Annotated in this window: 21 protein-coding genes; 6 read left to right on the top strand and 15 right to left on the bottom strand. The window is 52.9% G+C overall.

Features of this window, described 5'->3' with window-relative positions:
* Nucleotides 1–71 precede the first annotated feature (71 nt).
* From ACQ4M4_RS03300 to ACQ4M4_RS03290, 3 genes are all read right to left on the bottom strand, one after another.
* Nucleotides 72–761, bottom strand: a complete 690-nt coding sequence (locus tag ACQ4M4_RS03300) for a hypothetical protein (protein ID WP_430683034.1) — start codon at nucleotides 759–761, stop codon at nucleotides 72–74.
* A gap of 267 nt (nucleotides 762–1,028) precedes the next feature.
* Entirely contained in the window at nucleotides 1,029–2,906 is a 1,878-nt protein-coding gene (locus ACQ4M4_RS03295) for a DUF3685 domain-containing protein (RefSeq protein WP_430683033.1), read from the bottom strand.
* Between the two features lie 84 nt (nucleotides 2,907–2,990).
* Nucleotides 2,991–4,952, bottom strand: coding sequence for a hypothetical protein (locus ACQ4M4_RS03290; RefSeq protein ID WP_430683032.1), 1,962 nt, complete (start codon nucleotides 4,950–4,952; stop codon nucleotides 2,991–2,993).
* Between ACQ4M4_RS03290 and ACQ4M4_RS03285 the strand changes: the two genes are divergently transcribed.
* Both ACQ4M4_RS03285 and ACQ4M4_RS03280 read left to right on the top strand, forming a co-directional pair.
* Nucleotides 4,930–5,184: a hypothetical protein gene (locus ACQ4M4_RS03285; protein ID WP_430683031.1), complete on the top strand. Its 255-nt coding sequence runs from the start codon at nucleotides 4,930–4,932 to the stop codon at nucleotides 5,182–5,184. The genes ACQ4M4_RS03290 and ACQ4M4_RS03285 overlap by 23 nt on opposite strands.
* 273 nt (nucleotides 5,185–5,457) lie before the next feature.
* Nucleotides 5,458–5,598 carry a hypothetical protein gene (locus tag ACQ4M4_RS03280; RefSeq protein WP_430683030.1) on the top strand — a complete coding sequence of 47 codons (141 nt, stop codon included), beginning with the start codon at nucleotides 5,458–5,460 and terminating at the stop codon, nucleotides 5,596–5,598.
* A gap of 19 nt (nucleotides 5,599–5,617) precedes the next feature.
* On the opposite strand, the gene ACQ4M4_RS03275 is transcribed toward ACQ4M4_RS03280, so the two are convergent.
* Nucleotides 5,618–6,076: a Fur family transcriptional regulator gene (locus ACQ4M4_RS03275; protein ID WP_430683029.1), complete on the bottom strand. Its 459-nt coding sequence runs from the start codon at nucleotides 6,074–6,076 to the stop codon at nucleotides 5,618–5,620.
* A 392-nt stretch (nucleotides 6,077–6,468) separates the two neighbouring features.
* Between ACQ4M4_RS03275 and ACQ4M4_RS03270 the strand changes: the two genes are divergently transcribed.
* Entirely contained in the window at nucleotides 6,469–6,969 is a 501-nt protein-coding gene (locus ACQ4M4_RS03270; RefSeq protein ID WP_430683028.1) for a CRR6 family NdhI maturation factor, read from the top strand.
* 42 nt (nucleotides 6,970–7,011) lie between these two features.
* Here the strand turns inward: ACQ4M4_RS03270 and ACQ4M4_RS03265 are convergent, their stop codons facing one another.
* A complete protein-coding gene (locus tag ACQ4M4_RS03265) occupies nucleotides 7,012–7,947 on the bottom strand; it encodes a glycosyltransferase family 9 protein (RefSeq protein WP_430683027.1) in 936 nt (311 codons plus the stop codon).
* Between the two features lie 119 nt (nucleotides 7,948–8,066).
* On the bottom strand, nucleotides 8,067–8,408 hold the full coding sequence (locus ACQ4M4_RS03260; RefSeq protein WP_430683026.1) for a Dethiobiotin synthetase: 342 nt from the start codon (nucleotides 8,406–8,408) through the stop codon (nucleotides 8,067–8,069).
* 40 nt (nucleotides 8,409–8,448) lie between these two features.
* Between ACQ4M4_RS03260 and ACQ4M4_RS03255 the strand changes: the two genes are divergently transcribed.
* The 3 genes from ACQ4M4_RS03255 (at nucleotide 8,449) to ACQ4M4_RS03245 (ending at nucleotide 12,179) form a co-directional block, all read left to right on the top strand.
* Nucleotides 8,449–8,598, top strand: coding sequence for a hypothetical protein (locus ACQ4M4_RS03255; RefSeq protein WP_430683025.1), 150 nt, complete (start codon nucleotides 8,449–8,451; stop codon nucleotides 8,596–8,598).
* A 705-nt stretch (nucleotides 8,599–9,303) separates the two neighbouring features.
* Nucleotides 9,304–10,533 carry a DegT/DnrJ/EryC1/StrS family aminotransferase gene (locus ACQ4M4_RS03250; protein ID WP_430683024.1) on the top strand — a complete coding sequence of 410 codons (1,230 nt, stop codon included), beginning with the start codon at nucleotides 9,304–9,306 and terminating at the stop codon, nucleotides 10,531–10,533.
* Between the two features lie 521 nt (nucleotides 10,534–11,054).
* On the top strand, nucleotides 11,055–12,179 hold the full coding sequence (locus ACQ4M4_RS03245) for a polysaccharide biosynthesis/export family protein (protein ID WP_430683023.1): 1,125 nt from the start codon (nucleotides 11,055–11,057) through the stop codon (nucleotides 12,177–12,179).
* A gap of 83 nt (nucleotides 12,180–12,262) precedes the next feature.
* Here ACQ4M4_RS03245 and ACQ4M4_RS03240 read toward each other — a convergent pair whose 3' ends face one another.
* The 9 genes from ACQ4M4_RS03240 to ACQ4M4_RS03200 form a co-directional block, all read right to left on the bottom strand.
* Nucleotides 12,263–12,739, bottom strand: a complete 477-nt coding sequence (locus ACQ4M4_RS03240) for a ferredoxin (RefSeq protein ID WP_430683022.1) — start codon at nucleotides 12,737–12,739, stop codon at nucleotides 12,263–12,265.
* An 86-nt stretch (nucleotides 12,740–12,825) separates the two neighbouring features.
* A complete protein-coding gene (locus ACQ4M4_RS03235; protein ID WP_430683021.1) occupies nucleotides 12,826–13,212 on the bottom strand; it encodes a DUF1257 domain-containing protein in 387 nt (128 codons plus the stop codon).
* A gap of 51 nt (nucleotides 13,213–13,263) precedes the next feature.
* Nucleotides 13,264–13,473: a DUF2997 domain-containing protein gene (locus ACQ4M4_RS03230; protein WP_430683020.1), complete on the bottom strand. Its 210-nt coding sequence runs from the start codon at nucleotides 13,471–13,473 to the stop codon at nucleotides 13,264–13,266.
* Between the two features lie 501 nt (nucleotides 13,474–13,974).
* Nucleotides 13,975–14,661 (bottom strand): photosystem II repair protein Psb32, encoded by a 687-nt coding sequence (gene psb32 / locus ACQ4M4_RS03225; RefSeq protein WP_430683019.1) that lies wholly within the window; start codon nucleotides 14,659–14,661, stop codon nucleotides 13,975–13,977.
* Between the two features lie 260 nt (nucleotides 14,662–14,921).
* Nucleotides 14,922–15,923 carry a M28 family peptidase gene (locus ACQ4M4_RS03220; protein WP_430683018.1) on the bottom strand — a complete coding sequence of 334 codons (1,002 nt, stop codon included), beginning with the start codon at nucleotides 15,921–15,923 and terminating at the stop codon, nucleotides 14,922–14,924.
* Between the two features lie 263 nt (nucleotides 15,924–16,186).
* Complete coding sequence (locus ACQ4M4_RS03215; protein ID WP_430683017.1) at nucleotides 16,187–16,846, bottom strand: hypothetical protein; 660 nt, start codon at nucleotides 16,844–16,846, stop codon at nucleotides 16,187–16,189.
* A 63-nt stretch (nucleotides 16,847–16,909) separates the two neighbouring features.
* Complete coding sequence (locus ACQ4M4_RS03210; RefSeq protein ID WP_430683016.1) at nucleotides 16,910–17,665, bottom strand: HEAT repeat domain-containing protein; 756 nt, start codon at nucleotides 17,663–17,665, stop codon at nucleotides 16,910–16,912.
* Between the two features lie 267 nt (nucleotides 17,666–17,932).
* Complete coding sequence (locus tag ACQ4M4_RS03205; protein ID WP_430683015.1) at nucleotides 17,933–18,679, bottom strand: SIMPL domain-containing protein; 747 nt, start codon at nucleotides 18,677–18,679, stop codon at nucleotides 17,933–17,935.
* 547 nt (nucleotides 18,680–19,226) lie between these two features.
* Complete coding sequence (locus ACQ4M4_RS03200) at nucleotides 19,227–20,756, bottom strand: AAA family ATPase (RefSeq protein WP_430683014.1); 1,530 nt, start codon at nucleotides 20,754–20,756, stop codon at nucleotides 19,227–19,229.
* Nucleotides 20,757–21,130 lie beyond the last annotated feature (374 nt).

Here is a 21,130-nt window from a genome sequence, read left to right as displayed (position 1 = left end):
AAAGTCCATTTTTGTGTGCGCGACGCGCACGCAAAAATGGGCGCTTCAGCTTATTCAAAACTGAGGTTAAGTTAGCTCTTTTCTCGAAAACTTTGCACAATTTGCTGCATTTGAGGCTCGTTGCGGGCGAAGTCAGCCGGTGGCGTCCAGCTCAAAATCTGCACAAACTTGTTGGGGGTTTCGACCGTGGTGTGCAAATACACCACATTGATGTCATTCAACGAACCATAGATCGTGTGCTGAATGGCTGGATAGCCGCTGACTTGGGTCAGGGTGTCGCTAGGTCCCATCGTTTCAAATTTGGAGAGCTGGCTGGTCAACACCTGGCGGGCCAGTTCGGAGTGTTCTTCTTTGGTGATGCCGCCGAGGTCTGCTTTATTCTGCGACAACACGATCAAATAGATTTGCGCTTCGGGGTTAGCCGCCTGAATTTGGGCACTGGGGTTCAGCCCTTCTTCAACAACCCAACCGGGAAGTCGGGCAATTTGGCTCGATTTATCGGTGGATTCAAACACACTGCCCGGAATCGGCACAGCATTGGGATCTGGCAAATCGAGGGCAGCGGCGGCAGGCGTTTGAATGACCGTAACGCCAGATGGACTGGACTCTACGAGCCAGCCACCCAGGGCAACTGCCACCAATAAGGCGAGGCTGCCCCATTGCAGCACTTGAAGACGAGAGGGCGCAGGGGGTTTACCGTGGGTCATGGGTGCGATCGCCCTAAGGGCTGAGTGAAACGAGTCGGTAGAAATCGTTCCCATTCTATCTCTGAGGTTAGAGATGTGTGGCAGTCTGCCAAATTCAGCCCAAAGGGCTCGAAATCTTTATCTCAAAAGGCCTTTAGACGTTTCCGCAATTTTGCGCTGGCGAAAGAGTAGATTTTTCGCGGCTTGCGTTTATCAAATCTTTAATTGGCTGCAATCAGCTGCCATGGGTTCGCGTTTATCGGTTGCAAATCCTATGAGCGAGGCGAGCATGGGGACATCGAGCCTAGGGCATGCAGAATAACCATCCAAACCGTAACCGGCCTAGCGAGGACGCTCACCATTGCGGGGATAGCGGTTATCTTGCCAAACATTGCCAACCCCCTTGGCAATACCGCGCCCCACTAGCCCAATGCCACGACCAATCACCTCGGTCAGCAAATACACCAGCCCACTGCCCACAACCGAAACAGCAGCACGCACCCTTGGAGCGATCGCATCTCGGGTTTCGAGCGCCAGAGTCACCAAATATGGCAACCCTTCCAAACCCTCAAGCTCTTGACGGCGCGGCGCGTAAATCGACTCTAACTGAATGCCATAGAGATGAAGCGAAAACAGTTGATACTGGCTTTCAAAAATGTTGCGCGGCTCGACTAGGTATCGCTCGACTCGGTAGCGCCAGGACAAATGATTGCGAAACCGTTCAATTTCGCGGCTGGACAACAAGCGGCGATCGTAAAATGCCTGTTTAATGGTTTCAAAATCGGCGACCCGATTCAGCAGTGGCTGCACAACGGCATTGGCAACCTGCACCATGAGATGGCTAAGCAAAAGCTGCGATCGCAGCATCGACTCAGGGTTTCCGGCGGTATAAGGTACGCCATCAATCACCAGGGGTGTTTGAAACAGCAGATGGGCAAGCCAGTCGGGAAACAGGGGAATGCGATTCAAAATGTCGCGTTCGACAATGGGTGCATCTAGCAGCAGTACACTCACCAACTCCACATCGCCGCTGACCGTGGGTACCATGTAGTATTTGCCAAAAAATTCGGTGGTTGTGTCTTCCCACAGATCCAGCAATAGCTGCGATCGCATCTCGACCAGTTGATCTGGCTCTACCTGCGAAAACCGTAGCTCATCCAGCAATTCTTCGAGCTTGCGCAAAATTAGGTAGAACAGTTCGCGTTTTTTATCGGTCCGCAGAATGTCAATTTCAATCGGTTGGTTGGTGCGATTGTCCAGCCCGGTTTGCAGCTTACTCATCACCTCGTCAAACAATGCGGAGCGAAGGCCGCGAGCAGTTAGATTCGGATCAATCGGCGTGGCTGACTCGGTAGCCAAGGCAGAACCCGCTGTTACGGGCTGCAAAGCACCAGATGGCTGAGAAGTTGGCTGGGGCGATCGCTCAGCAGGCACAGCAGGAAAACCCGTAGAAGCGGTCATTTGCCCAGCACGGGCTGATCTAGCCACCTCATCCGTAGCCGCCCGTGGTGAAATTTCGGGCAATTCAGGAGTCGCCAAAATTCGCCGAACCAGCCAGCGGGCTGCTAGCAGCTCGCGTCGTCTACCCGCCAGGATGGCTCGTTCTAGGGATGGCAAGTTGTAGTAGCGCAGTTGAGCGGTAATTTCGGCTAGCGCTTGCTCAATTTGCTCAATCCCAGAGACCCGCAAGCTGCGTCGCATATTGCTGAAAGGCCCTGGCTGCAACCCCAACCTGGGTGCAGCCAACGTACCCACCGTAGGCGCAGGCCAGTAGGATTGGCCATAGGCCACACGTCGCATAATAGCCAGCAGGGCGGATGTGTCGGTTTGCCGTGGACAAAATCCGCTTGCCCCCGCCTGTTGCGCTGCTGCCACCATGACGGGTTCTGCCGAGGTCCCCAGCAGGAGAATGGGCAAGGTTGGGTAGCGATCGCGCATGAGTCGGCACAGGGCCAGCCCTTGAATGGCATCGGGCTTGGTGCTGCCCAAGCTGGCACTAACCGCTACCAAGCGAAAGGGCGCAGGTCCAGAGCTAGATTCGGCCCACCAGTCATCGAGCGATCGCAGCGCGGTCATACCATCATCCCACTGGCTAACCACATCTATCTCAGGAAACTGCTCTAACCACAAACACATTCCCGCCCGAAACGTTGCATTTTCGTCAATGAGCATGAGTTGCAAGTGGGGCGTTGAGGCAGTCATTGCAGTCGGGGATGGCATAAGCAAAAGGCTGTATTCAGCTTAGCGAGGTTTGCCCCCAAGAAACGTGCTGCCCGCACCAAAAGTCGGCGGCATTTGTTGGTTCTAAAGGTCAGCCCTGGCTGGCAGTTCGGCATTTCCACCCGATTCTACCCTGGACTCAGCCGGAATCCCCTCTGCATCGTTGGCGGGCTCTACCGGCTCTACCGATGGAGCGGGCTGGGCGGCTGGCGCGGCGGCTGGCTCTGGCTCCCACTGTTGCCAAAGATTTGTGCGTTCTGCATCCCACTGGGCGATCGCGGCTTGGGCTTCTTGATACAGAGGGCGATCGCGCTCAAGCTGTGAGGCAACCCCAATAGCCTGCGTATACCGACTGCGGGAGGCCAATGCCGCCGCCTCATCCAAAATTTTTCGATCTTCGGCGAGGCGAATGCGGTTGAGTTCAGCCTGCCAAGTATTGAGCAAGCTCTGGGCTTCGGTAGATAGAGCCCGGTTCGGCTCAATGAGTCGGGCTTCGCGAATGGCTCGATTCAGGTTGCCCTGTTCTGCATATTGTCGGGCTCGATTGAGCACAGGGCGATCTTCGATAGTTTGAATTTGGGCGACCCATACATCGATTGCGTTTTGGGCTTCTCGCCACAGGGCGCGATGCTGGGGAACTCGTTGTGCGGCGGCGATCGCCGCCTGAATGTCGACAATGCTTCCCGGCTGGGCCAGCTCGTACGCCCGCGCTAACAGCGGCATGTCTTCAATGCGTTGGGTTTCCTGCCGCCAATGGTCAATGAGGGTTTGCGCCTGAATGCGCCGAGGACGTTCTCGGCCAATTAAGCTGGCAGAGGCCGAGGCCCAATCAAAGGTTGCGCGTTGCCCCACAGTTGCCACTGCATGGGCATATTGCAGCTGGGTCAGATCCTGAAGCTGGGCCTGCCAGTTTTGGCGCAACGACTGGGCTCGCGGGTAAAACACACTGCCTGGCTGAATGGAATCTAAGGCGGCGATCGCCTCTCGTAAATTCACAATTTGGGCAAACGAGGGCATCCAATCCAACAGCGGATCCCACTGAGCCAGCTTGGCAGCATGGCTGAGCGCCACCAAATCGCCCGCCTCATCGGACAGCGATACCTGCGAGGGCACCTGCCGCCCCAATTCATAGGCTCCTTCCATATCCCCTGTTTTCCAGCGTTGCAGTCCCAGATTGGCTAACTGTTCGCCCCAGGTTTGCACATCGGCCTGGGCCTCTTGCCAAACATGGGTTTTGGGGTTGACTTGTTCCACCAGAGCGATCGCGCTTGCCAAAGCCAATGGTTCAGCCGATGCGGCCAGGGATCGCGCTTGGAGCAACACCTTCCAGGCATCTTGTTCTTCCACAATTTGTTCGGTCAGCTCAGCCATGCGGCGCTCTCGCCAATATGGATTCGCCAACTTGCCCAGTTCAACAATTTGCTCCGACGCTAGCGACCAATTTTGCTGCTGAATGGCGGTTTGGGCGATCGCCAAAATCTTTTCTCCCTCATCCCATTCTGCCGACCATGTCGTAATGATGTCCTGAGCATCGGCATAGACTGGGCTACTGGGCGGAACATTGCGCGCCACCTCTACTGCGCCCTGGAGATCGCTGCTGGCGTACTTTTTGCGGGCAATTTCCAGCACAGCCTTAGACCAGCCCGCCAACAGTTCTTGCGACTCGGCATAGAGCGGATGGGCATCCGTCCAACCGGAGACTAGCTCAATCGCAGTGAGCAAATCTGGCAGCTTGCCCGACCGCGCAACATCTCGCACGCAAAACAATTGCTCGCTATCGGACGATTGGCGCGAGACCTTGGAGCACTCCGGCAACGGCGGCAAGCTGGTCAGCCACGTAAACCCAATCGCTCCCACACTGCCTGATACCACCAGCGCCAGCATAACCAACAATGGCAAGCGCCATGTCTTCAGCGTTTGAGCGATCGCCTGAGCCGGAAACTGATGGACACTTTTCTGCACCAGCACCACAGCCAGCTGAGCCATCAACCGAACAGCATTGGGTCGGCGCGATCGCTTTTTCATGCGTTTTGCAGACTGGGGCATCGGCCCTACCGCAGACCGAATCGATTGGGCCATCGACGAGCGATCGCCCTGCACCACTCGCTTTGACCTAGCCACCCGCCGCCTCACCGCCTTGGGGAAAGCACTCCCCGTCGACGACCCAGCCGAACGAGATCTAGAAGCTGGCGAATCCACCAGCCGCTCCAAGCTAGAATATTCGCTCTTGTTGATCGGCTTGACCCGATGTTTCACCATGGCATTGTTTGTGAAGTGATGCGCTGAACGGAGACACCGATGGAAAACCTAGCGCCACCGCCGAATTTCCCATCCGACACAGAACCACATCTTTTCAGATGCTTCGTCCTGCTCTAGCCGCGTCGATGACGGAGCCACAGGGTCAAGTGCACACTGTTTGACTGGGTTACATCACCTTTGCCAACAGAAGCACAAACATCTCAGGGAAAAGCCCCAAGAATTACCGTAGATACTACCTGATTCCTCTCACAATGCATCAATAAATTTGCGTTTGTTTAGTGGTTGTACATCCATGGCTGAGCTTGATAACGGTCAGCCTGTTTTTTCTGGTAGCCCCACCGCTGCAACTTGCCATCTTGAACAGCCCACTAAAAAAAGCGCCCCCAAGGCATTTGAGTGGCGCTTCCTTTCTATTTGGAACGTTTCAACATAGGTTTAAACCCAGGCGATCGCTAGGACACCGGCTCCTCTACAGGCGCACCCCGATAGCCGTAAAAGTCGATCGTATAGTTGGTAATTTTGACTCCGGTTTGCTCCTCAATTTGCTGCAGCAAATCGGCTGGTAGCTCCACATGCACATCAATAATTTGGTTGGAGTCCAAACAGTTAATGTGGCTATGGGGATCGCTAATATTGCCATAGAGCCGTCCATCGGCCCGGTCAATGCATTCAATAATATTTCCCTTGGACAGCGCCTCCAGGTTTTGGTAAACCGAGGTGTGGCCAATATCTTTGCCCTGCTGCGTCAGGCGATCGTAAATTTCGCGGGCAGACATATGTTCTTGCTGCTGCCACAACAATTCAAGAATTAAGCGACGCTGCTTGCTAACCCGCATGCCCAAGGTTTGGCAGCGATCAAGCGCATCTTGCAATGAGCGAATAGGTTTGCGGCTGTCTACATCAAAATCCATAGTTGAAACGTTGGTGCGCCTGTCTAAAGTCGTATTTCAAACGATTGATATGGATCAATTCTAGTCACGATCATTCAGAAATAGAGCTGCGTTTTGAACAACTCCTTGAGGAAAACGTCCAGCTGACGGGCCACGACTTAAGGATTGAACCAACCGCGAGTACGAATTTCAACGGTGAATTTTGCTACTTGTAGCGGACTCGCCTCTTATCCATACTCAATACCACTTTAACTTTTAAAGTGTAAACTGTCCATTCAGAGGTAGACAATTGTCACACGGCTTGGGGGGATGGGCTGTTTTGTAAAATCCTGGGCTACCCCAACATCAAGGACATGGCTCGAATTGCCACAAGCTGCTCTAGGCTAGAGTGTGTCGATTGTTTTTGGATACGCATGACCATCATTAACCTAACCGCCGAGCACATTCACCAGTTGGATTTGTCACCTGCGGTATCCGCGATCGCAGCTTGGCAATCGGCCTATAGCCAATCCACCCAAGTTGAGCATGCAACCGACGGTGGCGATCCACTCGCATTTACGATCGAGTTTCCGCTCGAAGCCTCCGACCCACGCGAGCTATCAGAAGTCCCTGAGGTGCGGCTATGGTTTGTACGGCTTGATGCTCACTATCCCTGGCTTCCTCTGGCCCTGGACTGGGAAGCAGGCGAACTCGCTCGCTATGCGGCCATGCTGCTGCCCCACCAATTCAGCCCCACTGACGGCATTCAGTTCAACCCCGAGGCATTGGAGCTATTTGTGATGGGTAAGGTATTTACTGTCATGGAATGGATGAAGCAGCAACAGACCATGAGCCGCACCAAAATCAAGTTCATGACTCAGGTGCTGGGCTACGAGCTAGACGATGCGTTTTTTGATTTTATTGAGCGGGCGTAACGGCTCAACGGATGCCACCTCCCAGCTCATGGGCTTGAGACCTTAGCCACCCCATACTTTTTGCATGACCGTTTGAGGAGGCAACTCGGCCAGGTTGGAGTTGGGAGCTTGAATCGGCAGGTATTTGTCGCTGGCAGGCAAGGCTAATGCCGGATTGGTCGCCCCAAACAAGCCCAAGGTGTACACCTGAAGGGCTACAGCCAACTGCATGGGAATTCCATCGGTGCAGAGCACTAAGTTGGCTCCGGCAACCATGGCGGCGAGCTTGCCCAGATCCGGCGGAGCCGAAATTTTGATGGCGGGTTCTGCTTGGGCGATCGCCGCGACGGTTGCCCCGTTCTGCTCATCCTGGATCATCATGAGGGGCAACGTTGGCTGCTTTTGTTGAAAATCCTGAATGATGGCTTTCCAGCTTTCAACCGGATAGGGCTCTGTCGCATCGTTATGCAGCAACACATAGCCACCGCCACCAATACCAAGGCGTTTTTGCTCCGCATCTGCCCAATCTAGATCGCGCTTGGACAGGCTAATGGCGAGATGAGGAGAGGGCGTACTAACGTCTAAGGCTGTGAGCAAATCATGATATGCCGCAGGCGCATATTGGCTGGCAGCAAACGGCACGGTTTTGGTATAGAACAAACCACCGGAACCACTACCAAAGGCAACACGCAGCGGAATGCCGGTGAGCCACAGCAAAAACCCTAAACCCCAAGCCGGACGAAAAACCAGTGCAATATCGTACGTGCGATCGCGCAACACCCCCAACAAGTTAGCCCAGTCTGCCGGGCTGTTGTTGTTTCCGTAGGCAAAGGCGATCGTATCGCTGACAGACTTGGAGATCCGATAGGCTGACATTGCCCCAGGCTCAATCACCACATCAATTTCGGCATTGGGATACACGGTCTTCAACGTGTCTAACGTGGGGAAAACCTGAAGCTGATCCCGAACTCCGCCTGGAACAAGAGCCACAATTTTCATAAAAATATTTGTTACTTAATGAATGTCGCTATGTCGCTCACTATTTTAGGGGAACTCGGCCAGCAGAGACCGTCTCCCTCATATTTACCTGGATATTAGCGTGTTGCTTGTATTCCGAATTACGATCCCTCCCAGGTTCCCGAGAAAATGCTCTTTACGGCGATCGCAATTCGCATCAAGTCTTCATCGAGCAGCGGTGGCCAATTTACCCCCTGCTGTCGTCCCGAGTCGTAGTAGTAGCGGCTTTCAATCGCCAGTACATACAGCGCATGCACCAGTTCTCGATCCAAAAATTCGGCACCACCCAATCGTTCATACAGCACTTTTAGCGCTAGAAGCAGCGTTGTCACTTGCCCCGGTACCGGAGGTTTCCCCTGCTTCAACCGCATCAAAAAAGCGTTAGGGTCTTCGGTTGGGCTACCCTGGCTTTGCAGCAAGTCACGAGCAGTTGAGTAATCCATATCTCAAACGACGAAACAACGTAAGAAGGTGTCATCTCCTTTGTCACAGTATCAAACCCTGAGCCAAGTTGTTGCGGCAAGATCCAATGCTTCGGCAAGCGTTGCGATCGCACCTCTGACTCAACCAACCCGTCATCTAGAGATTGGTCTTTACAAATGGCAGACCGATTTGCTGCGATCGCTCTTTTAATCCAAATTCCGGATTGTGAATGCAGCCTAGTGCAAATTGGGATATCCATCGCTCGACAATTAATTTCACTTTAAGCAGCTCAATAACCTGGCTGAATTGGATCAGCATTTTCCGTAGGAATGGGTAACCACACAGCCTGTGCCATACATAAATTTGGAGGTGAGGAAAGCCGAAATGGGAGGATTACGGAAAGATTTGGCCTAAATCTGTGAAGTTTTAATGTGGTTGCCAGCCAAAAGAACACGATCCAAACAAAATCAACGATGCTGGTTGCAAAGAATTGCACTTTATCGACTTCTACAAAGTCGTCTTTCAAGCATGCGATTCATCCTAGGCTTATTCGCTTCGGGATATCTCCAGAAGTTGACCTGTACTGTTTAGCCCTCCAGTCAGTTCCCCAAAGCCATGGCCTTAGGCTTAGACAGTTGATGTCGAGCTAAGGCTGCACATGGTATAGCCTGCACCCCCATGGCATAAGACGCATTTACGCATCTTACTCAACCACCTGTGCATCTTGCTGGCAGTCACTCTGTTCACGTTTGTTCAAGTCTGCCCGCTCAATCTTTTAAGATTCAAACGCAAAATCCTTGGGTGCTGGTATATCAACCATTATCAAAACGGCTTCCCCAACCGCTGTTGGTTCATGGCAATACCAAGATGCGATGGCTTTGAAATCTTTATTGTTACGCTGGTTTGGCTGACACTATGCAAATCTCTACTTCTAGCCCTATCGTTCTGAAAACAGGCCGTGCGGTTCCCCAAGCTGCAAAAGTTGAGATTCCTCTGATTGATTTGAGCTTTCAACATCAACCCTTACAGAGCAAGATTGAGCAGGCAATTCAAGGCATTATTCAGCGTGGAGATTACATTTTAGGCTGGGCGGTGACTGAGTTTGAGTTTGCATTTGCCCATGCTTGTGGCTGTCACCATGGAGTAGGGGTGGGATCGGGAACCGATGCGATCGCCCTAGGCTTGCGAGCTTGCGGCCTGCAACCGGGAGACGAGGTGCTGGTTCCAGCCAATGTGCCCGTGCCAACCCTGTTAGGGGTGCTAGCAGCTGGAGTAACCCCGATCTTGGTGGATTGCATTCTAGAAACCGGGCTCATCGATATCGTAGCGGCAGAAAAGGCCATTTCTCCCCGAACCCGAGCCATTCTTCCAGTGCACTTATACGGCCAAATGGTCTCTCCAAGGCAGTTGCTCGATTTGGCAAGCACGTTTGACTTGGTCATTTTTGAGGATGCGACTCAGGCCCACTTGGCAGAACGAGAGGGCTACCGGGCAGGTTCGGTAGGGATGGCCGCTGCCTTCTGTTTTTCGCCGTGGAAGAACCTTGGTGGCGTTGGGGACGGTGGACTGGTTGTGACTCGGCATCATGAGATCGCAACCCAGGTGCGATCGCTGTGTAATTTTGGTGCGACTCGAAAACACTATCACCCCTACGTTGGTACCAACAGTCGGCTCGATTCCTTGCAGGCTGCGGTGCTCACTGTTAAGCTGTCGCTGCTGTCGCGGTGGAACAGTGATCGCAATAGTTTGGCCCAGTATTACGATGAGTTGTTTTCTCAACAGGGCACCGGAATTCAGCCCCTTCGCAACGATGCGGGCAGTGGCCACGTTTACGAGCGCTACATTTTGCGCGTGACGCCAAGCTCATCGGTTAGCCGCAGCGTTCTTCAGGCCATCCTAACCGCCAACGGTATTCAAACCGATATTCCAATGGCGATGCCTTGCTATAGCCAACCAGCATTTCGCGGCCTCGGCTACTCTTTTGGATCTTTTCCTAATACAGATGCGCTAAGTCAGCAATCACTGCTGTTGCCCCTGTATCCTGGCCTGAGCCTTGCAAATGTGCGCCGAGTCGCAGAGACCGTTTTGGCTGCGGGAGGCGATCGCCAGTACTACGACATTTTCTATCCATGCCACTGGGCATAGCAGTGGTTAAGTTGGATTTTTAGGGGTGCTAAAAACCTAAGAATTGTCCATGTCGAGGCGTGTTTGGGATCTTCAACCCGCTAGTTCAATCTACCTCCTGCATCAATGCCGTTTTGAAGCATGAATGTTCATGCGGCAGAGCCGTTAAAAACTCATGCAGCAGGTCTAATTTCGATAAGCCACTGGCCATCGTGTGAGTAGCCATCGGGCGATCGCGATAAGCCACAAAACCAGGTTACAAACAAGCTAGATTCATACAGGACTGAGAGAACTCAAACCGCCCTCGACATCCCCCCAAGTTGGGCGACTATGGATGGAAAAAAAGGGTTGAAAATCCCCAAAAATTGAAGGGGTTAGGGGGCAAATGCAGAACCTTGAATCCGTTTCAAACATCCTGTTAGGCTCTTGGGTGATTTAACCGTGGCTAAATCCACAACAAATCATCCAAAAGCCGTTAAATTCTATACGAGGTTCCCAAGTCCCGTTGGTCTTGGATTGGTCAATGCATTAAGGAGCCGATAGTGCAGTACTCATCTTTGCTACGCCGGGCCTTAGGGCCTGTTGTGTGGACTGGCCTCATCGTGGTCGGTGCTACTCTATCCGCAACGTCTGCAGTCGGCCAACCCACCCTAACCACGCCGCCACCGCCGCCACCGTCCCCATCTGGCGGCTTCCAGCGTCCACCAGCCGCGCAAGACTTTGGGCGCTATCGCTTGGGGCCTGGCGACACACTGCTGGTTAATGTGGTGCGATTTCCCGATTTAAGCGTAGAGGGCACGGTTGATGTAGAGGGCAATATCTTTGTCCCCCTGGTGGGTGCAATTTCCGTGCAGGGGTTAACCATCCCTCAAGCCCGCAACCAAATTCGCCTCGCGCTCGATCGCTACATTATTAACCCGCAGGTTGATCTGGTGTTGGTTAACCAGCGAGCAGTCCGAGTTAGTATTCTTGGCGAAGTGGTGCGACCCGGTGCCTATCCACTGGAGAATGCACAGCTATCGGCGGCACTTGTTGAGGCTGGAGGGACCACCAGCTACGCCGATCTGCGTCGGGTGAGAGTGCGCCGCATTAGCGAATCGGGCGCAGCGATAGAACGCACAATCGATCTGTATTCTCCGCTGCTAAGTTCGTCTTCTCTACCAGAGTTGCAGTTAGAGGATGGCGATACGCTAGTGGTCCCGGCCCTAACAGTGGAAAACCGACACAATTATGATTCCAACTTGGTTGCCCGCACCAACCTAGCTCAAACCGAAATTCGCATTCGCGTCCTGGATTACTCAGCAAGCCGAGGAGGTGGCAATGTACGGGGTCAGGCCTTGTCAATTGTAACCTTGCCCAATGGCAGTACCTTTTTGGATGCGATCGCGACAGTATCACCCAATCCAGATACAGCCAGTTTGGGCAGTATTGCCCTTGTCCGGTTTGACCCAGCGGAAGGAAACGCCACAACCCAAGAACTAAGCGCCCGACAAGGGTTACGTGGGGACGCCAGCCAAAACCCTGTCTTGCAGCACAATGATGTGATTATTGTGGGTCGAAATACCATTGGGCGGGTTTTGTACGGACTCAACACAATTACCCAACCCTTTCGAGATGTGGCAGGCTTTCTGCTATTTTTCGATACCTTAGATCGCGTTTCGGATTAGGTGACCTTAGTAAATACGGCCCAAACGTAGATACGGCCAAATAGCAGATTCCCAGTGACCCCATCCCTGAAACAGCTCAGCGGCTATGATTTTTTTTGACGACGCTGCTCTTGCTTCTTACGGCGCGAGTTGACGGCCACAACTGATTTATCGATAGGAAAGCCCACAACCGGGATCACCTGATATTTGCGTTCTTCTTCGAGCTGGCGAAGTTCGGTATAGTCTACCCAGTGGATACAGTCTACAGGGCAGGTATCGATCGCTTCCTGAATCACCTCTTCAGCGTCGCCATCTTGCCGAATTACGCGCGATCGCCCATAGTCAGGTTCAATGTAAAACGTATTACGAGCCACATGAGCACAGTGCTTGCAGCCAATACAGGTAATTTCGTCAACATACACCCCCCGCTGACGTACCACACCACCCAGTTCCGGTTCTAGCCCGGTTCGCTCTTCAGCATTGCGCCAAGCACCACCGAGCTCTGGCTCAAACCCAGTGACAGGCTGTTGGCTAGAGGCATCGTCGCCCAAGGGCGCAGAGCTGTGAAAGTCATCATGCATAACGTCACCTCACAGAACAGTCGTTCTAATGAAAAGAGGCCAGCCTGAAGCAAGCTGACCCCTTGAAGTCCGAATCAATCTCAGGCTTAACCGTTCCAGCGATTGAGCACAAGACGAATAGAACCATCTTGCTGGCGCTGCTCTTCAGAAACCTGGAAACCTTGGCGGGCCGTTTCTTTCTTCACCGCATGGTAAGCGTAGCGCTGGTTAACCCGGTTCAAGAAGCCTTCAACCGAGAGAGGCTGCTGCCAGTATTGCAGGTCAGCCACAAGCGCATATTCTCCGTCATTCCAGCTAAAGCCAATGTCATAGCCGTTGTCTTGCTCGATCACCACTTCCGCTTCGTGGGTTTGGCCACGATAGCCACGAATAGGCTGTGGACCCGGTTTCCAGTTAGATCCTAAGTCGTCAAGTGCCGACTGAAGACAGGTCAGATCACGAATTTTGGTTTTGATTTGGCTAAAGTGTGACATGGAACTAAATCACTCAAAAACAAGGACTTTGCTAAACGGAAAAACGCTGAACTACCATTCGCTGAACGAAGACTGTTGAACGGTATTCGATTCTTGCTGGATTGCTTGAGCAAAATATTCCGACGTAGGCTCTTGGCTAATGACCTGGCCTAGTTGAGCTTCAATTGCGGCAGTAACTTCGGCACAGGATGAACCAATGATGCCCGTCACTTTCTCTTGAACTCGTCCGTCGGGGTAAATGATGAACTCAAGTGTTTCCATGAATGCGATCGCCAAAAAAACGGGGACATAGCCTGACTAGCAGGAGGCAGAGCTAATGGAATGAAGCCATGAACTAATTGATTCAGGATTCACTCACCAACTCGCGGACTTAAGTCTTCTGGAACGAAAGCCTTAATTTGGAGTTGAAGGAGGCACCTACCAAGGTGTTCTATCCAGTCATCATCCAAACTAACGCACTGATTCTAGTAAACTTGCTCGACTAGTTTGAAGGATACCGTGGTAAATCGTAACGAAAGTTATCAAACAGAGCGGTAAGAACTCTTGTTGTTAGTGTCGCGCAAGTTACGAATGCCGTCAAGGTAGCATTAAGCCTAGGTTTCAGCCATCCAAAAAATTGATATTAACGATAGATGACAATTGGGTGTTTTGCTGCTGCTAAGGGGGCGATCGCCAAAAACGACTCCCCGCGAAACAGGATATGCTCAACTAATACCGTGCCAGATCTTCCTGGCAGCGACCTGTTAGCTTCTGCTCTCAGACTTAAGATGAAAACCCTTGATAGAAGTAATAAGTTGCCATGGGAATCACAGTTGCAGCAATCAGCAAGCCAATCACCCAAATGGTGGAGCTTCCTTTTTTCTGCTCCGTCTCTTCGCGGGTTGCAAAGGTGCCCTCGGCAGCTTGCTCAGCTAGCATGACTTCCGGTGCTCCAGGATCTGGATCGCCGGACAGCACAGCAACGAGGCGATCGCTGGCATCAAGCAGTGCCTGATTGTACTTGTTGCCATCTCGCAAAGGCACCATCAGTGTTTCTTGAGCTACGCTGGTCGCAATCTCATCCTGAAGTAAGGTTTTTACGTCCTCTCCAGCACGAATCGCCGCAGTGTTGGTGACCGTGTCTAGCACCAGTACCGCCTGGTTAGCCTGCACATCCGGGGTGGGGAACCAAGTTTCAAACAGGTTGTCAGCAAAGCTTTCTACCGTATCCCCATAGTCCAAGCGATGAATGGTGACAAACCGCACTTCCTGCTGCGTGTCAGTCGCCAAATCGGCCAATGCTTTGGTTAGGTTGCCCTCGGTTAGACGGCTCAGCACATCTCCCTCGTCTACTACCCAGGTGGCATCGCCGGATGCCAAGCGAGGAATGTCGTAAATGCTAGTTGCTGCTGCCATTGGCGTGCCAATTAACCACAGCTGTACCGTGAGCAAAACACCCACAACGGCCATACAAACTGTTTGACAAGCTGTACCCCACATAAACTTGATACATCCTGTTAGAAAACTAAATACTTCTCTCACGATACAACAGGTTCAGAACTTACGCACTTTCCCTACGGCATTCTGCAATTGACATCTTTTGGCCTTGTACCAGGTCGGTTGTAACGAGCGGATTCGTTGGAAAAGCATTTGGCGCAAGTTTGGCGCAAACGTTTTTCCAACATCGGAACGACCCAAAGACAGCTCGCAATTACAGCAAAATTTAAGATTCAGAAAGAGCGATCGCGCGTGGGTGGTTGAGTGAGCAACCGAACTGTGGCATCGGCGATCGCCTGGGCAGATGCTGCAAAAAAATCAGGATCTAGCGTGGTGGCTGTATCCTCTGGAAGATGATAGTGCGGATTGCGAAAGTTTGCGGTATCGGTGACGAGAAATGCGCCAATGCCTCGCCGCCAAAAAGGGGCATGATCGCTCCGAACGGTATCGGGCGTGAATCGGCCCAGTTGGGGAACAGGCAACGTGAGGATTTTTGGTTGGTTGGCACGGGGTTGAAAGACAGAGAGGAGGTCCGCATGGGGCTGATCGACCAAAACTGCCAAAAAATCACCGCGATCAGTTGGGGGAGCAATTGGCAATGGAGGATAGCTCTGACATCCAGGCTGCAGACAGCGAAACCCAATCATATCCATGATGAGGGCGGCAGTGTAGGCAGTGGTGCGCGGCAACTGTGCAGCAAATTGTCGGCTTCCGACAAGGCCCGCTTCCTCCAAGTCAAACAGAGCGAGCTGGAGGGTGCTAGGCACCGCAATCGTTGCAAAGCTTCGAGCAATTTCTAAGATAGTGGCGACCGATGTAGCGTTGTCGTCGGCACCAGGCGATCGCGCGACCGTGTCGTAGTGCGCACCCAGCAGCACAATTCCAGCACTGGGATCTTGTCCAGGACGGGTGGCAACAATATTGACCCCTTGATGGTTTTCAGCAGCGACAGGCTGAAGCTGCGGCTGCCAACCTGCCTGTTCTAGCGCTTGTACAATGTAGGCTCGGGCGCGATCGCGCTCTGTTTCGGTGTGGCGCACAAACGACAATGCTTTGACATCGGCCAACAGGCGATCGCGATTGAGCATCGGAATAGAGATAACCTCACCCGAAGCGGGGATTCGTTCGGTGGGAAGGGAAGAGCGGTTCCCCGTTGGGACTCGAAGCTGCCAGCCCCCCCATAGAACCAGTGCCGCAACCAGCAAGGTTATCCACCACCATCGCGCTTTGCGCATGTCCTGCTCCGCTGTCAATCAGTGCTGCTGTATTGCCAAACTTCACCCATTGTATCGAGGGAAGCTTTGATGGCGATCGCACCTTGAGCAAACTATCCTTGAGCAAACTATCCTTGAGCAGACCATTCCATTGCCAACCCAGCAGGGGGCCAATGTCTGGAGGGGATTAGCCAAAATTGAGATGGGGCACCGTTACATCGCACGGTGCCCCAAAGAACTGTTTAACAACCTGTGTGCAGCACATCTAGGACAGAAAACTGCGCCTACGGCAGCGCCCCATCGGGCGGGCACAAGCGTGTGCCTTCTCCCATTTCGGTATAAACGCAGCCTGCATAGGTGCCAGCGGGTCGATTGGGCTGAGTTGGAAAGACCAACAGCGCTTCAGAACCCGATGCATCCCCATGTTTGATGAGCAAATCGCCGTCCAAATAGCCAAGGCTGCCCACCCCGTTGAGCGCGTAAGTGGTGAATTCATCTTGCAATGGCCGAGAACCTGGAACCTGCACGCGATACAGAGCATACGCACCAGGTGGCTGCGGATCGACGACAAACACAGCGCTGACTTGAGTCTCTACACATTCCTGAAGCATGACGCCAACCGCTACATTTCCGGTGTTGGGGTCAACAGCAACATTGGGGAAAAACCACTGACCCGATAGGGTTTGCTCAGGAGCCAGATCAATGACATTGCAATCCAGCGCATCTAAAACGCGAACATTCATATCGGCAGCGTTAACGGTTTGGGTGCTGCCGTTGTGCTGAATGTACAGCTGTGTGCGATCGGAGGACAACGACACAGTCGGGGCAGACTGAGACGGCTCAGAACTGGGACGACCTGCAAACTGAATCGACTCTTGTGCGATCGCACCCACACCAACCAAAAGAAGGCCAAAGCCAGCCATCAAACCAAGGACATGTTTCATAACTAAACCTAGGGGCAAAGATTTTGTCGTGTGAGCAACACTCACTTCTATTGACTACACCCCCTAAAGCAGTCCTTCCTGTTCAATTTCTTCAATAATTTGCAATCCGCGAGTATCGCCAACTTGCAGCATGGCCACTTTGGCATCCTCTCGAACGCCCAGATCTTCGTCTTCGGCAAAGGCCTCTAGCAGAGCATCGATCGCAGTGCCATAAATCGCGTTAGAGGGGAGCTCACGGCAAAGTTGGCCCACCGTCCAAGCACAATTACTGCGCACAGCCGAGACTGGATCACGCCGCAGTCCTTCAATCAGCACCGGAATTACAGAAATGATGGCCTCGTAGCCAAGGTGGCTGGCTTGCGCGAGTGCACTGGCGGCCCACAGTCGCACTGCCGAAATGTCCGCTTTTAATGCAGTGACCAGAGGCTCTAAAGTGCGGCGATCGCGACAGTTCCCCAAAGCCCACACAATCCCTTTGCGCACATAGCCATTCCAATCGCGGCCTAGTTGAGCAATCAACGGTTCAACGGCAGCGGAACTGGGATTGCGACCCAGCGCATAAGCAGCACTCACCCGCAGCAACGGACAAGCATCTTGCAGAAGCTCAATTAATTGGGGAATTGCGCGAGGCTCCTCCAGCTCACAAAATGCCCGCGCAGCAATCATTCGCTGCTGGTTTTGCGAGGAATTCAGCAATTGCAGCATCAAATCTGGGTCGGGCTTGGGGGCTTCAACTTCGTTGCCCTCAGCAACCAACTCATCTAGCGGATCGCCTTCTAATTCCGCTTCTAGTAGCGATATGTCGTCTCTATCGTACATACAGTCACTTTACCGTAAGGGGGGACACCCCGAAACCTCCCTAGAGCGAGATCAGCAAAAACCTGTTGAGCATGCAACTGCGACGGGTACACAGGTGCCCATATTGAGAATTGTATAGCTGTCGCCAGCGTAGTTGAGACAAGGATATTTTGGGGGATGGCTTCGCCATCCCCCAAAATATCCTAATTAAACTGGCTATCTCTATTAAAAAAGCTCAGTCTTCCCGGTGGTCACCTGAGAAGACTGAGCCTAAAGCAAACGCGCGGTTTAGTAGCGGATTTGCAGCGTTACAGAGGCTTGAATTTCTTGTTCACCGCCTACGATGGGAGTGGTAAAGTTTTGGCTGGCATCTGCCGCTTCCATGCGGGCGAGGGGCATTGGAGGGGGAAAGATAGGAGTTGCGCCATTGATTTGAATGCCAACAATTTCCTGGCTCCTGAGCCCAAGGGAAGACAGCACGGCCTCGGCTTCAGATTGGGCTGCTTCGGTGGCCTCGCGCAGAGCTTGCTGACGCGCACGAGCGATCGCTTCATCCGACGCCACAAAGCTGATGCCATTAATCCGAGTTGCCCCTGCGTTGACGGCATCATCCACAATGTTGCCCGCGCGATCGGTGGCAACCCGGAAGCTGACAGTATTGGTTGCACTATAGCCAATCAGCCGCTGCTGTCCATCGTCATAGCTATACACCGGGTTGAGGGAAATGCCCGTGGTTTGCAGCTTTTCAACATTGCGCGATCGCAGCAACTCCACCACCGACGACGATAGCCGCGCGGCCTCGCGTTGAGCCTCTTCGGCAGTCCGTTTTTGCACATCCACACCTAGCTGCACCTGGGTCAAGGTTGTGGCGACATCTTCAGAGCCCTGGCCTACCACAGTAATAATTCTTGTCATCGCTGCTTGCTGTGCCATTGCTGGCTTCATGGTCATTAAGCTTAAACATCCCACGGCTAACGGCACCAGTAACCCAAACTGCGTGGCCTTACCCGTGCGAACCGAAAGCGCCGATTTCATAACGTGAATCCTCACAGACCAAAATAAATTAGGTTGCTATTAATCTGGCATTGCGAATGACGAGAAAATCGCTGGTTACAAAATTAGCAACTTAAAATTTGTTCGGGGTTTGGTGGCGAATGACCGTCATGTTTCTGTCTAAAATCGCTAGATCACCTGAATCACATCGCTTTTCGCCTTGTTAAGAATTCTCAAATTTACACCCTTGGGCTGCTGTCAGTTGATGGATAGCGCTTGGTGTGGGGCAGACATCCGTAACGAAAGTTTTCGACAAGCCTCTGCTCAGCAAGGATCTCCCGAAAAAGACAGGTCTAAAGGAACGTAGCGATAGGAAGGTGGCGATCGCCATACCCACAAACCTTACGCAAGTTCCCTCCAGGTCATAGGGTTTGTGTTGCCTGGACTTCGCACCCGACCGATACCACAGGTGTGGCAGGCCAGAGACAGATTTACCCAGCGATGAGTCCAAAAAAGCTATCGCCAGGGATGGATACGTCCCTGGCGACAAGATTATAAGCAAGATTCGAAGATGAGCCAACTTGCAAGCTTACGATTTGCGTTTGCGAGTTGCCTTCTTGGCCGGAAGCTTGAGCGTTTTGCCGTGTTGGGCAATTGCCAGCATAAGATGCTGCATAGAAATTTCTCCCTCACCCGAGGCGGCATGATGTAGGGCAGCCGTGTACGCAATCCTGCGGATGTCGCCCCCCGATAGAGCAAGCTGGTGTGCCAAGACTTTCCAGGCAATATCGTTGGCTAGGGTGAGCGTTTGGGGGAAGGCTTGCTTCCATAGATGCAGGCGATCGCGCTCGGTTGGCAGCGGAAAGTTCAATCCCTGGGAGGCCAGTTGTTTCCAAGCCAGTGCCACACCCTCTAGCCGGGTCACGCTAAAAATGGTGAGTAAGCCTGGACGCTGGCGCTGGTTTAGCAGTTGAGCCAGCGAAAACGAGTCCAGCGTTGCAGAGCGGCGCAGCCAATGCTGAGCGGACTTGATCAACACAACTGTTGGCATGCGTTGGGTCAACTCATCTAACAATTGCTCGTAGTCTGTTGGGGAAACTCGCTCCAGATCGACACTCACCAGCGGAACCCCTAGCTCGTGGGCGATCGCTCCCGCTGCCATGGTTTTGCCCGTTCCTGCCTGCCCTGCAAACAGCGCAACCGAATGAGGCAAAGCGCCAAGGCCCAACGGCTGCTGCTCATTCCATAGGTGCTGGAGAGACGGGCTATGCCGCGTATGGGCCGCCAACGTTTTAAGAGATAGCAGCAACGGTTGTGGGAGCACCAAGTCATCCCAACAGGGCGTTGTGGTGTGATAGGTCAACAGGCTGGGCTGAGCCAACTCGGTTGGAGTCGCTAAAAGCCCGTCTAATTGGGCCACATCGGGACTTTCGGCCAGCAAAAAGTTGACTAACTGTGGCATCAGCTTAACCCGCTGATTCAACCCAGTATCTCCAGGGCACACCAGCCATTGCACCAACCCTCGCTGCAACAGCGGCGACTCACACATAATGCGCGTGCGGGCTGTTCGCCATTCTTGATCGTTCCGACATAGCAGGCGAAACACCAGTTCCATCGTGGGCAAATCCAGCTTGGAATGGCTTTCTTCCTCTTGCAAAAATCGATAGAGATTGGCGTAGCGCCGATTGACTTCGGGTGCAAGGGCCATCAGCACCAAGTTTTTTTCAAAGCTGTTGAGCTGAAGGCGATCGCACAATAGAGGCAATGCCAACACAACCCCCTGCTGTTGGGTTGCAGCAATCCGCTGGTCTAGCTGCTGCTGATAGCTCGGCTTGGGAACGCTGGGCATCGTTGTGGGTGTGGATGGACGATGCTCATCATAAGCGGGAGTTCCCTCAAGAGAAATAATTCCGCGCCACCAGTGACTCGTGACGCGATCGGCACGATTTTGAGCAATGCGGTCAATTTCTTTCGACTCCTTGCGTTGGCGAGACACGGCTGCCATCAACACGCGTTCTAGCCACGCCAGTTCCGTCTTTAAATACGTCCAGTTGTCCGTAAAGGTCGTTACTTGCTCAGTCTGCATTGCCCTCTCGAAAAATGCGTCGTGCTTACTCATACCGTTGAAGCTGCGCCGGGTTTAGCGTCGAGTCTGTTGTTTTAGCGTGTGTTCGTTTGCACACCTGCACGTGTGCTTTGGAGTTCACCCTGGTGTCAACCATTCTGCCAGGCAGGTCTGTCATGCAGGATTCTGAACCTGTTCATCTCAACTTGCTTCACATATCGTTCCAAGGCCGAGTTGGAGTGCATTGGCAGTTTGGCTGAGATTAGTGTTCCCCAAAAGTGATCCCAAACAAGTGCTCCCAACAAGGTTCCATCAATTGACAGCATGCAATTCACCAAGAGCTTTAACGCTGTGGAGCGAGGCAATACTCCAATCGTTTGGGCATTGGCAATCGCGTATCCTTGCGCTTAAGACTGCCCATCCTTTAC

It is taken from the genome of Leptolyngbya sp. AN02str, from assembly GCF_050565595.1.
Taxonomy (GTDB): domain Bacteria; phylum Cyanobacteriota; class Cyanobacteriia; order Elainellales; family Elainellaceae; genus Kaiparowitsia.
The sequence above is the reverse complement of the archived record's forward strand: the minus strand, read 5'-3'. Positions and strand labels throughout refer to the sequence as shown.